The 14377-nt window shown below is 66.5% G+C and carries 14 protein-coding genes; 3 read left to right on the top strand and 11 right to left on the bottom strand.

Annotated elements, in window-relative coordinates; genetic code table 11:
- Positions 1–2 precede the first annotated feature (2 nt).
- Positions 3–833 carry an acyl-[acyl-carrier-protein] thioesterase gene (locus ACPXCG_RS15065; RefSeq protein ID WP_425792746.1) on the top strand — a complete coding sequence of 277 codons (831 nt, stop codon included), beginning with the start codon at positions 3–5 and terminating at the stop codon, positions 831–833.
- An 8-nt stretch (positions 834–841) separates the two neighbouring features.
- On the opposite strand, the gene ACPXCG_RS15060 is transcribed toward ACPXCG_RS15065, so the two are convergent.
- From ACPXCG_RS15060 to ACPXCG_RS15025, 8 genes are all read right to left on the bottom strand, one after another.
- The gene (locus ACPXCG_RS15060; protein WP_425792745.1) at positions 842–1390 is read right to left on the bottom strand and encodes a DUF3558 domain-containing protein; all 549 of its coding nucleotides are present in this window, start codon (positions 1388–1390) and stop codon (positions 842–844) included.
- A complete protein-coding gene (locus ACPXCG_RS15055; protein WP_425792744.1) occupies positions 1387–2283 on the bottom strand; it encodes a DUF3558 family protein in 897 nt (298 codons plus the stop codon). The genes ACPXCG_RS15060 and ACPXCG_RS15055 overlap by 4 nt, the downstream gene beginning before the upstream one ends.
- Positions 2284–2296: 13 nt before the next feature.
- The gene (locus tag ACPXCG_RS15050; RefSeq protein ID WP_425792743.1) at positions 2297–2491 is read right to left on the bottom strand and encodes a hypothetical protein; all 195 of its coding nucleotides are present in this window, start codon (positions 2489–2491) and stop codon (positions 2297–2299) included.
- A 151-nt stretch (positions 2492–2642) separates the two neighbouring features.
- Positions 2643–4307: an allophanate hydrolase gene (atzF, locus tag ACPXCG_RS15045; RefSeq protein WP_425792742.1), complete on the bottom strand. Its 1665-nt coding sequence runs from the start codon at positions 4305–4307 to the stop codon at positions 2643–2645.
- The gene (locus ACPXCG_RS15040) at positions 4304–6358 is read right to left on the bottom strand and encodes a 5-oxoprolinase/urea amidolyase family protein (protein WP_425792741.1); all 2055 of its coding nucleotides are present in this window, start codon (positions 6356–6358) and stop codon (positions 4304–4306) included. The genes atzF and ACPXCG_RS15040 overlap by 4 nt, the downstream gene beginning before the upstream one ends.
- A gap of 6 nt (positions 6359–6364) precedes the next feature.
- A complete protein-coding gene (locus ACPXCG_RS15035; protein ID WP_425792740.1) occupies positions 6365–7054 on the bottom strand; it encodes an urea amidolyase associated protein UAAP2 in 690 nt (229 codons plus the stop codon).
- Positions 7055–7084: 30 nt separating this feature from the next.
- A complete protein-coding gene (locus ACPXCG_RS15030) occupies positions 7085–7945 on the bottom strand; it encodes an urea amidolyase associated protein UAAP1 (protein ID WP_425792739.1) in 861 nt (286 codons plus the stop codon).
- 178 nt (positions 7946–8123) lie between these two features.
- Complete coding sequence (locus ACPXCG_RS15025; protein ID WP_425792738.1) at positions 8124–9665, bottom strand: amino acid permease; 1542 nt, start codon at positions 9663–9665, stop codon at positions 8124–8126.
- A 226-nt stretch (positions 9666–9891) separates the two neighbouring features.
- On the opposite strand from ACPXCG_RS15025, the gene ACPXCG_RS15020 reads away from it, so the two are divergent.
- Entirely contained in the window at positions 9892–10539 is a 648-nt protein-coding gene (locus ACPXCG_RS15020) for a TetR/AcrR family transcriptional regulator (RefSeq protein ID WP_425792737.1), read from the top strand.
- Between the two features lie 37 nt (positions 10540–10576).
- On the opposite strand, the gene ACPXCG_RS15015 is transcribed toward ACPXCG_RS15020, so the two are convergent.
- Entirely contained in the window at positions 10577–11311 is a 735-nt protein-coding gene (locus ACPXCG_RS15015; RefSeq protein WP_425792736.1) for a hypothetical protein, read from the bottom strand.
- 373 nt (positions 11312–11684) lie between these two features.
- On the opposite strand from ACPXCG_RS15015, the gene ACPXCG_RS15010 reads away from it, so the two are divergent.
- Positions 11685–12188 carry a MarR family transcriptional regulator gene (locus ACPXCG_RS15010; RefSeq protein ID WP_425792735.1) on the top strand — a complete coding sequence of 168 codons (504 nt, stop codon included), beginning with the start codon at positions 11685–11687 and terminating at the stop codon, positions 12186–12188.
- Positions 12189–12297: 109 nt separating this feature from the next.
- Here ACPXCG_RS15010 and mmsB read toward each other — a convergent pair whose 3' ends face one another.
- Together mmsB and ACPXCG_RS15000 are read right to left on the bottom strand one after the other, a co-directional pair.
- Positions 12298–13167: a 3-hydroxyisobutyrate dehydrogenase gene (gene mmsB / locus ACPXCG_RS15005; RefSeq protein ID WP_425792734.1), complete on the bottom strand. Its 870-nt coding sequence runs from the start codon at positions 13165–13167 to the stop codon at positions 12298–12300.
- Between the two features lie 43 nt (positions 13168–13210).
- Positions 13211–14377 carry an acyl-CoA dehydrogenase family protein gene (locus ACPXCG_RS15000; RefSeq protein ID WP_425792850.1) on the bottom strand — a complete coding sequence of 389 codons (1167 nt, stop codon included), beginning with the start codon at positions 14375–14377 and terminating at the stop codon, positions 13211–13213.

The following is a 14377-nucleotide window of genomic DNA, read 5'->3' as shown; positions in this document are numbered from 1 at the left end:
GAGTGAGCACCTCGCAAGCAGCGGGAACAACGTTCGAACCATTGCCGGATCGCAAGGAGGGAGCTCGATACTTCGAGGCCGACTATCGCGTCCGAACCGGAGACGTGGATCAGGATATGCGCGTACGGCTCGATGCCGTGGCCCGCTACCTGCAAGATGTCGCCAACGACAACATCGAGGCCACCGACTACGGCGCCTCCGATCCGTTCTGGATCGTCCGGCGGACCGTGATCGACGTGATCCGCCCGTTCACCTGGCCGGCCGCGGTGACCGCGCAGCGCTGGTGCGGGGCACTGTCCACACGCTGGACCAACATGCGCGTGCGCCTCACCGCCGATCACGAGACCAACCGCTTCAACCCCGATGAGCGCGAACCGGGACTCATCGAGACCGAGGCGTTCTGGATCAATGTGAACGATCAGGGGATGCCGTCGAGGATCACCGACGAGATGCTCGAGATGCTGTCCGAGATGACCGACGAACATCGGCTGCGCTGGAAGTCCATGAATCCCGACAAGGCGCCCGACCCGTCGTCGATCGAGCTCGAGGACCGCGAGCACGTGCTGCGCATCACCGATTTCGACCCGTTCAAGCACCTCAACAACGCGGCCTACCTGGAGGCGATCGAGGATGAACTCGTCGCTCATCCCGACCTGGTGGACGGTCCGCACCGCGCTGTCATCGAGTATCTGCGGCCGATCGTGCCGGGCGTGCCGATCACTCTGCGCAGGGTGCGGGAACCGGAACGCCTCCTGGTGTGGATGCTGATCCCGGGTGACGACGGACCGGCGGTCGCGGCGACGGTGTCGGTGTCGAAGATGCCGAGCGTGTGACCGACTGACTACTGGCCGCCGCTGAGGAGCAGCTCCATCAGTTTGATCGGCGCTGCACACGGGTCCGCGGGGACCGCTGCCGTCCGCGGTTCGACCCACCACGTGAAGACACCGCGGCTCGGGGCGCGCGCGGTGACCCCGCAGACCGCGGGTCGTTTCGGATCCCGTTGGGTGAACGCCGCCTGGCTGGCCACCTTGATGTTCTCGGTCTCGTAACCGAGCTTCTTGGCGGTCTGCTTCTCGACGTTCGGGTCTCCCCACTCGAACCAGTTGAAGGTGACACTCGCCGAGGTGGCGCCCTCGACGAGCCAACGGCAGATCGCCCCGTTGAAGGTGCCGCGGGCGACGCTTCCGCCGACCGCCTGCGCGATCTGTGCCGTCGAGAGGACCTCGCATTCGAGAAGCAGCTTGTCGTACTGATCGGTGTCGACGTGTCCCTGCTGCTCGTTGTCGGCGGCGCCGACTGCCACGGGCTCGCCGTCGATGTCGCGGGCGCACGCGGTCCCGAGGCCGAGGACCAGCAACAGCACTGCGATCAGAGTGAGCAGCCGTTTCATGATGCACGCTCGATCGAGAGTCGGGAGAGTTCGCGGGTCGACTCGCAGATCTGATCTGTCGCGGGCGGCGGCTGTGCACTTCCGAGCGCCTGCGTTCCCGCGCTCACCGACCATTCGAAGAAGTCGGCGCCGAAGGCGATACCGATCTCGCAGATCCCGGCATCGGATGCGATGAATCCCTTGTGCCCGTCGATGTCGATGTCCTTGGTGGACTCGCGCGACAGCTGCTCGGTGGCCCGTTCGCGACCGATCGGCGACCCGCGATACCAGTTGAACGACGCGACCGGCCCGGTGCGGTCGTTGCTGCTGTCCCACTCGCAGACCGACGGATTGTTCACGGTGTTGGCCAGACCGGCGAACTTGGTGATCCGGGTGACCTCTTCGGTCGTGACGCCCCCGCACGCGCCGAAGAACGGGCCCGCACCGGCCTTGCCCGGCGCGTCCGCAGTCGTCGGTGCCGCCGGATCGTCGGAGTCATCCGAGCAGCCGGCGAGGGCCACGACCAGCACGAGGGCCAGAGAGACCAGCAGGCCACCGTGCATCCGCAGTCGGTCGAGTTCGCGTCGTTCTCGCTTGGTCGGTCGCCCGGCACCGCGATCCCGCCGCGGCTGGCTCGCGACGACCTCGCGCGGAGGCGGCGGCGGGCTGCGGTCGATGTAGCACTCGGCCGCGGCAGGCGCGGACACACGTTTGCCGATCAGCTTGGTGACCTCGACGACCCGCTCGTGGCCGTTCAGGCGCACCCGGACTTCGTCACCGATCGCGACGGGCTGCGCCGGCTTCGCGGTGGCACCGTTCACCCGCACATGTCCGCCACGGCATGCCGCACCGGCCGCTGACCGGGTCTTGGTGAGCCGGATCGCCCAGATCCAGCTGTCGACGCGTGTGGTCATCGCTCCTCGGGGTCTACTTCCGACGGGTCAGAAAGTAGTAGCCGGCACCGGCACCCACCAGGCCCAGCAGGATGGCGAGCGGCCAGTTCAGCAGGAACCCGACGAGGAGGAACACCACGATGCCGGGGGAGACCGCGACGAGACTCATGCCCGGGTGCTGACGGACGACTTGGGAGACCGCTTTGCTCTTCGCCGGATCTACCGCCATGGCTCCTCCTTGGTGAGCGGAACGGGTGACGCTGAGGTTGTCTCCACTGTAACCACGAGAGCGACTGTAACCACGAGAGCGACGCCTGCCGCGGGACCGACGCTGAGGCGGCGCGGCCCGTCCCTGGACGCGGCCTCGGAACCACCCACGGTCACCAGCGTGTGCGATCCAGCCGCTCACCGTGTTCGCCGGCGTCCGCAGCACAGCCGAATCCGACCACCCATCGGCCGTCGGAGAGTTCGACGCCGCCCAGCATCATCGGGGCCGGCAGCGCGGCGAGGAACTCCCCCAACGCTGTCGGCGAGAGCGTCCACACCTCCCCCTGGATGGACCGGCCGCGCTCGGGGTCGCGGATGAGGCCCGGCTTTGCGGGGGTGGTGTCGAGCGCAACGAGGCGGTAGTCCGGCGCGGTCCACACCTCACCCGACCACCGCGCTCCCCGGTCGGAGAGTTCGTGGGTCAACGGGCCGCCGCGCATGTGCGCACCGAACACCGCGAGCTCGGTTGCCAGGGCACCACCCGCCTCGGGCCACGCCGCCGGAGCGGCATCGGCGGTGCCGTCGAGAAACCGGCGTGCGAGATCGGTGATCACCGCATCGTCGTGTGCACGCCCCAGTAATGTGACCCCGAATTGCGCACGGGTACCGCCGGTCTCGTCGACCTGCCCGGCCGGTATGGCGAGACCACACAGGTCGAAGAGGTTACCGAAGTTCGTGTAGGTGCCCATCCGGGAGTTCACCCCGATCGGGTCCGCGTCCACCTCGGCCAGGGTCGGGTGCATCGGCGCCGTCGGCACCAGGAGGGCATCCGCATCACCCCACTCCGCCATCGCCTCAGTGCGGAGCTCCGCGAGACGACGGCGGGCGCGCAGGAGATCCACCGCACCGAATCGCTTTGCACCGCTGATGATCCCGGCCACCACAGGGTCCAGCCCGGACTCGGTTCCGGCGGCGTCGATGAACTGTCCGACCGCGTCGTATCGTTCGGCGACCAGGGCATCCTCGTACAGCAACTTCGCCGCGGCGAGGAACGGTCCGAGGTCGATGGGCTTGATCCGTAGGCCCGCGGACTCGGCACGGCCGACCGCCGCACCGAAGGCATCGCGCCACGCGTCGTCGAGTTCGGGCAGATCTGCGGGTACCGCGACGGTCGGCTGCTCGGTGGCGGCCAGTCGGGTGGCCGGGCCGAACGGTCGCGGTCCCTGCGCGGTCGCCATCACGGCCATCGCCCGATTCGCGAGGTCGAGGTCCGCCGCGAAGATGGTCGCCGTGTCGTAACTCGTGCAGGCGGGCACCACGCCGTCGGTCGAGACCACGCCCAAGGTCGGCTTGACCCCGACGATTCCCTGCAGGCCGGCGGGAACCCGCCCCGACCCCGCCGTGTCGGTGCCGATCGCGATGTCGGCGAATTCCAGGGCCACGGCGACCGCCGAACCGGAGCTCGACCCGCCCGAGATCCGGTCGGGTCGTCGTGAATCCCGAACGGCTCCATACGGACTCCGAGTTCCGACGAGTCCGGTGGCGAACTGGTCGAGGTTGGTCTTGCCGATCACCACCGCCCCAGCGGCACGCAGCGCGGCAACGGCCGGGGCATCGGCCGACGGCACGTGGGCATAGTCGGGGCACGCGGCGGTGGTGGAGAGCCCGGCCACATCGACATTGTCCTTGACCGCGAGCACGATTCCCGCCAGCGGCCCGCCGGCCGTCAGCGAGTCCTGATGCTCGGCCTGCACCTCGTCGCGGGGACGAAGGGCGATGAACACCTCCGGACGGTCGGCCTCGTCGATGCGCCGATAGATGTCGATGATCCTGCTCATGCGACCTTCCCCTCTTCTGCGACCTCCCCTTGCCCCACGGCGTCCGCCAGTGCGTCATCCGCCGGGATATTCGCGAACTCACCCTGACGCGACCAACGTTCGCGCTCCTCGGCACGCGCGGCTTCCATCGTGGCACGCCTCGTGGCGATGTCGGTGGCGTTCTCGTCGAGGAACTGTTGGTGTTCGGCGAGCGAGAAGGAGCCGTCGGAGATCCGCACGCTGTCGCCGCGGCCGGCCGCGACGTCTGCCCTCATGTCGAGGAGTTCGTCCGAACTCACCGGGTACCAACGGATCTGGTCGAAGAACCGGAGCAGCCAGGGGTGCTCCGGGTCGAAGCCCGGCACCGGCGACGGATACCGGTGGTTCCACACCTGTGTGGTGCGGCCGACGAACTGATATCCGCCCGGTCCCTCCATGCCGTAGATGCACATGTAGGCGCCGCCGATGCCGACGGCGTTCTCGGGTGTCCAGGTGCGCGCCGGGTTGTATTTCGTCGTCACCAGGCGATGACGCGGATCAAGCGGCACGGCGACCGGTGCGCCGAGGTAGACATCACCCAGGCCCAGCACCAGGTAGCTCGCGTCGAACACGATCTCGTGGACGTCGTCCACGGACTCCAGACCGTTCATGCGGCGGATGAACTCGATGTTCCACGGACACCACGGTGCATCGGAACGAACACCGAGCATGTATCGCTCGATGGCCTCGCGGGTGGCCGGGTCGTCCCAGGACAGCGGCAGATGGACGGTCCGGCTCGGGACCACGAGGTCCTCCGCAGCCGGCAATTGGCTCTCACATTCGTTGAGCCAGGCAAGCATTCGCTCTTGCGACCACACATCGGGGTCCGCCTTGACCTGCAGCGACCGTATTCCCGGCGTGAGGTCGATGAGTCCGGCCGGACGCTCGGCGTCGATCCGCTCACTCAGCGCATGCACCCGGGCGCGCAAGGCGAGATCGAGGTGCATGTCGCCATACTCGACGAGGATGTTGTCGTCCCCGCTTCGGCGGTAGGTGACGGAGGTGGAGCCGTCCGCGGTGGTGGTGGAACCGAGGATGCCACCGTCCGGATCCCCGCCTGAGGAGAGGACATCCACAAAGCACGCGCGGCGTCCCAGCCCGGTCTCCGACGGCGACGCGGTCCGATCGCTGCGCACCGGGACGAACTTCACCGTGTCACCGGGCTTGAGCTGACCGAGCTTCCAGCGCTGAGCTGTCACGACGGTGACCGGGCAGACGAAGCCACCGAGGCTCGGCCCGTCCGGTCCGAGCAGGATCGGCGTGTCGCCGGTGAAGTCCAGTGCGCCGACGGAGTAGGCGTTGTCGTGGATGTTGGAGGGGTGCAGTCCCGCCTCACCGCCGTCGGTTCGAGCCCACCGCGGCTTCGGGCCCATCAGCCGGATACCGGTGCGGTCGGAGTTGAAATGCACCTCGTAGGCCGTGTCGAACAGGTCCTCGATGTCGTCGGCGGTCAAGAACTCCGGCGCACTGTGCGGTCCCACGGTGACGCCGAGTTGCCACCTGTTGGTGAACGCCGGCTGCTCGTCACCGAGGACGCGCCGGGCCGTGCCGATGGGCAGTTCCGCCCGCACCAGTTCATCGCCGTCGCCGAGCTTGCGACCGTCGTGACCGCCGAACCGCCCGAGAGTGAAGGTCGACTTGCTACCCAGATAGTCCTCGGCGTCGACCCCACCGGAGACGGCGATGTAGACGCGCATGCCCAGATCGGCCGTCGCACCGACGTCGAGGACATCGCCGTCCTCGACGGTGATCGGCACCCATTGCGGCACAATCGATCCATTGACGGTGACCACCACGGGCGCACCGGTGACCGCCACCGACGCCGCTTCCGTGAAGCGCAGGGCGGGGCCCATCATGGTGGCTTCGAGCGCTGCCGCGTGCGCGGGATTGCCCACCGCCTGGTTGGCGAGCCGGAACGAGAGGTCGTCCATCGGTCCCGACGGCGGCACACCGACCTTCCAGTAGCCGACCCGGCCGGGCCAGTCCTGGATGGTGGTGAGCGGCCCCGCGCGGAGAACGGTGATGGTGGCCATGGGGAGTCAGCTCCTCGGGTCTGTTCGGGGCCGGTTCGCTGCGGGGCGCGTGACGATGACGCGGACCGCGGTCGGGTCGAATCCGTTGCAGGGGTTGTTGATCTGTGGGCAGTTGGAGATCAGCACCAGGGTGTCGACGTCGGCACGCAGCGCGAGCCGCTTCCCGGGTGCGGACAGCCCGTCCACGATGCCGAGGGAGCCGTCTGGATCGACCGGCACGTTCATGAAGAAGTTGACGTTGCCGACGAGGTCACGTTTACCGAGGCCGTGGCGCGCACCGCCGATGAGGAAGTTCTCCACACACGCATGCTGATGTTTGGTGTGATGGCCGTATCGCAAGGTGTTCGACTCTTGCGAGCAGGCGCCGCCGAGCGTGTCGTGGTTACCCACCTCGTCGTCGACGATGGTCATCATCGGAGCGGATTCCTGATCGCGGATCACCGTACCGGTGGTGAGGAAGATGTTTCCCTGTGCGGCGATGGTGGCCTGCGCGGAATATCGGATCGCGTGGTCGTGGCCGCCGTAGAAGAGGGTGTCGACGGCCTGGTTGCCGTAGAGGTCGACGATGGTCAACACGTCGCCGGCGGCGATGACGCCGGACCACGGAGCACGCTCGCCGACTTCGGCGTCGTCGATCACCGCACCGGGCACGAGGGCCAGGCCGGCCGCGTCACGTTGAGACATGGTGGTGGTCATGGTGTTCTCCTTGCAGAGTCGGTCTGGTGCTCAGAAATGGGCGGCGGCCCAGGCGTCTTCGGAGTTCGCCACGGCGCGCTGATATTCCGGATCGGTCGAGCCGACCGACGACAGCAGGTTGCCCAGGTCCTCGGGCGCCTGCCAACCGAGCACCTCGAGGGGGCCGGCCGTGAACACCGGCGCGGGATCGAGGGGATGTGCGGTGTTGACGATCGCAACGATGCACGGCAGATGCAGGATCAGGTCGACGGACTTGTCCAGCCCCGCCGAGCCCTTCGATGTGAGACTGCCGTCGGCCTCCACCACGACGCCGTGGAAGAACGAGAGCGACGGCGCCACGTCGGCAGCGCCCAGACCGTTCTTGGCGGCGGCCAGGGTGAACAGCTCTCGCCCGGCCGGGCTGTCCGAATGAGCAGCTCCGGCACCGTACTTGGCAATGTTCGAGCCCAAGGTGGTGGTACCGCACAGGGCGTCGTGATGGGCGCTGTCGTCGGCGACGAGGGTGGCGAGCACCCGGCCCTGGTCGCTGAGCAACGGGTGCCCGGTGGTGACGTAGGCCTGCCACGGCACCTTGACGGTGTCGGCGACATTGAGCCGCTCCCACGGAGCGTCCACGCGCCACAGCATCAGGTGCGCGCAGGCGCTGCCCGTGACGTCGCGCAGGCGCAACCGGGTACCGCGGGCCAGCACCTTGCTCGTGTAGCGGCCACCGGGAACTGTTTCGGCCCAGGTCAATCGGGTCGGCTCGACGTCGGCCGGCGGATTCGGCCATTCGCTGGCCGGCACCACCGGCATCGAGTCGGTGATGGTGCCGGCCTGCGAGCGTGCATGTTCGCGGGCTCCGGTGGTGCTGTCGGTGGTGGTTGCCGTGCTCGTTGCGGTGGAGGACATGGTGATGAAACTCCTTGGAGGGGTGGGATGGGTGGTCGGCCCTTCGAGACGCTCGCAAGCTCGCTCCTCAGGGATCGAGGGACGTAGCAAGCTCGCTCCTCAGGGATCGAGGGACGTGGCGAGATTCCGGAGCCCGGTCCCTGAGGTGTGAGCGAAGCGAGCCACGAAGGGCGGGCGACTACGCGCCGACGGTGACCGGCTTGGGATGCTCTTTGCCCCGTGGGAAGCAGGCGATCCCGACGAGCACGGTGATCGCGATGCAGATCGGACCTGCCCAGCACAGGATCGGCATCTCCCCTGCCGGATCGAACACCTCGGCACGCGGCCAGGAGAGATTCACCACCATGACCGCGCCGTAGAGAACCGCGAGCAGGTTCACGACGATACCGAGACGGCCCATGGAGAACAGCTTCTTGCCCTCGGCATCAACCGCGACACCACCCTTGGGCCAGCCCTGGAACCGGCGGTAGAGCATCGGGCCGGTGACGGCGAGATAGGCCAGGTAGATGAGGATGATGCAGACGCTGGCAAGGGTCGCGAAGATCGCCGAATTGCCGACGTTGACCACGAGGATGCCGATGCAGAGCAATCCGATCAGGATCGACGGGGCGATCGGGGTGCCGGTGCGTTCGTTGACGTGGGACAGCGTCTTGGAGAACGGGAGCCGCCCGTCGCGAGCCATCGAGAACATCAGCCGCGAGCACGCGGTCTGGATCGCCAGGGTGCAGATGAAGATGGCGATGGCGACGTCGCACAGCAGGACCTTTCCCCAGAAGCTGCCGAGAACCGAGTCGAGAACGTAGGGCAGACCCCCGGTGGCGAGTTCTTCGTCGAGGGTGGGGGCCGCCATGAGCGCACCGAGCAGCATCAGTCCGCCACCGATCGCAGAGACCGTCAGGGCGAGACGGATCGTTCGCGGCGCGACCCGACGCGGGTTCCGGGTCTCCTCGGCGAGCTCACCGGCCGAGCCGAAGCCGACCATGACATAGGCGGCCATCAGGCCCGAGACGATGAATGCCCAGATGTACCCGGGCTGCTGGCCGGGGATGCCGGTGTCGAAGACGACGTCGGGGCCGCGCTTGGCGTGGGTGAACAGGGCGAGGACCACCGCGACGACGCCGACGAGTTCGCAGGTGACACCGATGTTGTTGATGCGGCTCATCCACGAGATGCCCACGCAGTTGATGGCCGTGACGATCACCAGCAGGATCGAACCGAGCAAGACCGCATTGGCAGCGCCACTGGTGGTGGTCAGGGTCGGGTCGTCGCCGATGATCTGGAAGCCACTCCACACCGACGGCAGGACCACCTGCAGCGCAATGGCCGCGGCCGAGGCCGTGACGACCTGGGCGATCATCATGAACCAGCCGCCGAACCAACCGATCACCTCGCCGCCCATGCGTCGCGACCACTGGTAGATGGCTCCCGAGATCGGGTAGCGCGCCGCGATCTCCGCGAAGCACAGGGCGACCAGGAACTGGCCTGCGTAGACGATGGGCCACGTCCAGAAGAATGCCGGCCCGCCGAAACCGAATCCGAGACCGAACAGCTGAAAGATGGTGGTGAGGATCGAGACGAAGGAGAAGCCCGCCGCGAACGACGCGAACTTACCGAGCGAGCGGTGCAACTGTTGGTCGTAGCCGAACTCGGACAGGTCATCGGCATCGCCGCCCGAGGACGTCGGCGGCTCGGCCGGAGGGGTGATGGCGGTGGAGGTCATGATCGTTCGCCTCTCTGCTGAGGGTCGGGAGCTCCACGGTGAGCTTTATCTGTCGAGTGACAGATAACCGTCCGGCGATTTCTGTCGAATGACAGAAATGTTTCACCCCGGAAAACGCACGCTACGACTGTGTAACACCACCCCAGGTCAGCGCGTCGGCGCGGGTCGAAACGGTGCACTAGGGTGAATCTGTCGACCGACCGACAACAACACGAACGGGGACGAGATGGCGACGCGTCCGGCTTCATCGCGCACGGCCGCGAGCCCGGGACGGCCACGCCTCGTCAAACCGAGACGCCACGGCGATACCGCCCGCGACGAGATCCTCGACGCCGCAGCCGAGCTTTTCACACGCCACGGGTACACCGGAACGTCGACGCGGATGATCGCCGACGCAGTCGGAGTCCGCCAGGCGTCGCTCTATCACTATTTCAAGACCAAGGACGACATCCTGGCCGCTCTGCTCGCGACCACCGTCGATCCGTCACTGGAACAGGCGCGGGAACTCCTGGCGTCCGAGGGCGAACCCCTGAAACGCCTGCTCGACCTCGCCCGCTACGACGTCACCCAGCTGGCGGCCGCACGGTGGAATCTCGGCGCACTCTATCTGTTGCCCGAGCTGGCCGACGACAGGTTCGGCGAGTTCCGCGCCGCCCGCCAAGAATTGTCGGCGGCATACGAGGCACTCGCCACTGCCGCTCTGGCCGACGCCACGGACACTCGCGGACTACTGCCCTTCCGGCTCGTCGAGTCGGTGATCATGATGCGGTCGGACGAGACACGCGGTGAACTCGGCACCCACACGGTCACCGGACTGGTCGACACGATCGTGGGCGCCATCGAGATGCTGATGGATCACAAGCCGGCCGACTGACGTCGGCCGGCTTGTGTTGGTTGCGTTGCGCGAAGGGTCAGGAGAGACTCGCGTCCGGCTCGAAATCCCACTTCGAGCAGCCGTAGACGATGTTGTCGGCGTAGGAATTCTGCTCAGTCGCCGAGCCATTTCGCACGCCGTATTCGGTCACCCATGCGCGGGGATTCGCGTCGGCGATCTGACTCAGTGTGCGAAGGTTGCTCTGGCCGGCCGGCTGACCGGCGATAGGCTGCGTGCTCCACCACTTACCCGCTGCGAGGTCATTGTTTGTCACAAAGCTGTTCGCACCAGCGCCGCCGTTATAGTTCGGCTGCCAGACGAGCGTCGTGAATCCCGACACCACCTTGTCGGTCCGCTTGGCATCGCGTACCCGGATCTGGAAGGTCGTGGACGTTCCCTTGTACATGTAGCCGAGGGAATTGCGTTGCCTCGCCAACTGCGGCAACGGCGTGCTGAACCCCGAATGGAAATAGGCCGCGGCCCCTCGGGAGTTGTACATATGCAGCGACCCCTTGCCGGATTGACCGCCCGGGCCCGACATGAAGATCGGCTGAGAACCATCCAGACGGCTCCAACCCCACGTAGCAACCGGCGGGTTCACGTTTGTGTGAATGCAAGGGAAGCCCGGCGGAAGTATCGGGTCCAGACTCCCGTTGGGGCCGGCATTCGCAGTTCCGACGGCGGTGAGCCCCGGAATGACCGCGAGCGCGGCCGCCGATGCGGCAATGATTGATGTTCGTGCAAAACGGGACAGACGTTTACGAAAAAACACTGCGCCTCCTACCTATGAGGTGGTGGAAAATCCTGGTCACTGGATATGAACCGAACAATGCTCCATACGTCGCGTATGGCCCCCAGCGAACAATGCGCTCGAGTCAATTTATGGGGCGGTGAGCGTCACCGACCGAGAAGAATCACCTACCTCAGGTTGCTCGGCAAGAATGAGCCACTGAATCTGGCATCTTTGACAGTATCTGCAATATGGTGGTTCGTAGCGGATTTTGCGATCATCAACCCCGCTCTTGAGACTTCGATCGGCGTTTCTCTCGATGAATGGATTCCCCCGGGCCCGACCTCGACACCGCATCACGACGTGAGCGTCGAGCTGCGAAGCGCCGCGCGCACGGTCCTCTAGGCTGTACCGCATGGCAGGCCGCAGCATGCGTTTCGATCCGATCGCCGAGGCTCGTCAGAACTGGTCCGATGCCGGCTGGGCCGACGTCGCCGACGGGATGGTCGCGGTCACCTCGGTCATGCGCGCCCATCAGATCCTGCTGGCGCGGGTCGAGTCGGCATTACGGCCCTACGATCTGAGCTTCTCCCGTTTCGAACTGCTACGGCTGCTGGCATTCTCGCGGCAGGGCGCATTGCCGATCACCAAGGCGAGTGACCGGCTGCAGGTCCACGTCACCAGTGTCACGCATGCGATCCGGCGCCTCGAGGAGGCCAAGCTGGTCCGCCGCGTGCCGCATCCGACTGATGGCCGAACGACCCTCGTGGAGATCACCGATCTCGGCCGCTCGACGGTCGAGGACGCGACGGCCACGCTCAACAAACAGGTGTTCGGCGAGGTCGGGATGAGCGACGACGAGATGGCCGCGATGGTGACGGCGATCCAGTCCCTTCGGCGCGACGCCGGCGACTTCTGACCGTCGCCTTACGTCAGAAACGTCATTCCTCGTCGGCGACCTTCCGCACGCGAAGGGTCGCTGACGAGGAATGACGTTTTCAGAGCGCGAAGTGCGGGCCGGATCGAGGCTAGTGCAGCGACGTGATGATCGCGCTGAAGTCGAGGTCGGAGTGCTGTTCGGCAAAAGCCTTGTACAGCTGGGCGGCATGGGTACCGAGCGGCGCCCGGGACCCGGTGCCGGCCACCGCATCCATCGCCAGACCAAGATCCTTGTTCATCAGCGCAGTCGCGAAGCCGGGCTTGAACTCGTTGTTCGACGGTGAGGTGGGGACCGGACCGGGAACCGGGCAGTTGGTCTGGACCGCCCAGCAGTTCCCGGTGGCACCGGTGATCACGTCGTAGAGGGCCTGGTCGGAGAGTCCGAGCTTCTCGGCGAGCACGAATGCCTCGCCGACCGCGATCTGCTGAACGGCGAGCACCATGTTGTTGCACACCTTCGCGGCCTGACCGGCCCCGGCGGCGCCACAGTGGATCACCTTGCCCGCCATCGGGTCCAGCGTCGAACGTGCGGCGATGAACGCGTCGTCCGCACCGCCCACCATGAAGGCGAGCGTGCCTGCGACCGCACCCTTCACCCCGCCCGACACCGGGGCGTCGAGCTGGGCGAACCCGTGATCGGCGGCCTGCTGGTTGATCTCCCGCGCATCCTCGACCGAGATGGTGGAGCTGTCGATGAAGAGCGTGCCGGTCGGCGCTGCGGGCAGGATGTCCGCATAACACTTCTTCACGATCGGCCCGCTGGGGAGCATGGTGATCACCACCTCTGCTGCCGCCACTGCCTCGACCGCGGTCGGGAACGTCGCGACACCGTTCCCCTGCGCCGTCTTCACCGCCTCCGGCACCGGATCGAACCCATGCACGGTGTGTCCGGCCGTCACCAGGTTCGCCGCCATCGGCCCACCCATGTTGCCCAGTCCCAGAAAGGCGATCGTCGTCATTGTCGAATCTCCCAATGTGAAGTCGGTTGTGCTGGTGATCAGTTCAGTTCTCGCGGTAGCGCGCGGCGATCGACCGTCCGACCACGACGCGCATGATCTCGTTCGTGCCCTCCAGTATCCGGTGCACACGGAGATCCCGGACGATCTTCTCGATACCGTATTCGTTCAGGTATCCGTAGCCGCCGTGCAACTGCAGTGCCTGATCGGCCACGGCGTAGCAGTTGTCGGTGACGAAGCGCTTGGCCATCGCGCACTGCTCCACCTTGTCCGGTGCGCCCGCATCGAGGGCGGCCGCCGCCTGCCACAACATCAATCGCGAAGCCTGCAGGGACGTCGCCATGTCGGCGAGCGTGAACCGGATGGTCGGCTCGTCGATCAGGGCGCTTCCGAACGCCTTGCGCGACGCGACATAGGTCGCGGCACGGTCGAACGCGGACTGGGCCCCACCCAGGGAGGACGCCGCGATGTTGAGCCGGCCGCCATTGAGGCCGTTCATCGCGATCCCGAAACCGATGCCCTCCTCACCGCCGAGGAGATTGGCGGCAGGCACTCGAACCTCGTCGAGGATGACCTGCGCGGTGGGCTGAGCATGCCAGCCCATCTTGCGCTCCTGCGCACCGAAACTCAGTCCCGGAGTGCCCTTTTCGACGAGGAAGGTGGAGATCCCACGGGCGCCGCTGTCGCCGGTGCGGGCCATCAGCACATAGACGTCGCTGGAACCCGCACCGGAGATGAACTGCTTGACACCGGTGAGGACGTAGTCATCTCCGGATCGGACCGCCTTGGTGGACAACGCCGCCGCATCCGAGCCGGCGCCCGGCTCGGTGAGGCAGTAGCTGGCCACCGTTTCCATCGACGCCAGATGTGGGACCCAGTGGACACGCTGCTCGTCGGTGCCGTAGTGATCGACCATCCAGGCACACATGTTGTGAATGGACAAGAAGGCTGCGACCGCCGGATCCGCGGAGGCGAGCTGCTCGAAGATGCGCACGCCGTCGAGCCGACGCAGGCCACTGCCGCCGACATCCTCCGAGCAGTAGATCGCGCCCATGCCGAGTTCCGCCGCCTCGCGCAACTCATCAACCGGAAAGTGGTGGCTCTCATCCCATTCCAGTGCGAACGGTGCGAGCCGCTTGGCCGCGAATCCGGCCGCGGTCTCGACGATGACGCGTTCGTCCGCGTCGAGACTGCCGTCGGTGATCGTCGTCAT

Source organism: Gordonia sp. DT218 (assembly GCF_049847105.1).
Taxonomy (GTDB): domain Bacteria; phylum Actinomycetota; class Actinomycetes; order Mycobacteriales; family Mycobacteriaceae; genus Gordonia.
Note: the sequence above shows the minus strand (reverse complement) of the source record. Positions and strands in the feature narration are given on the sequence as shown.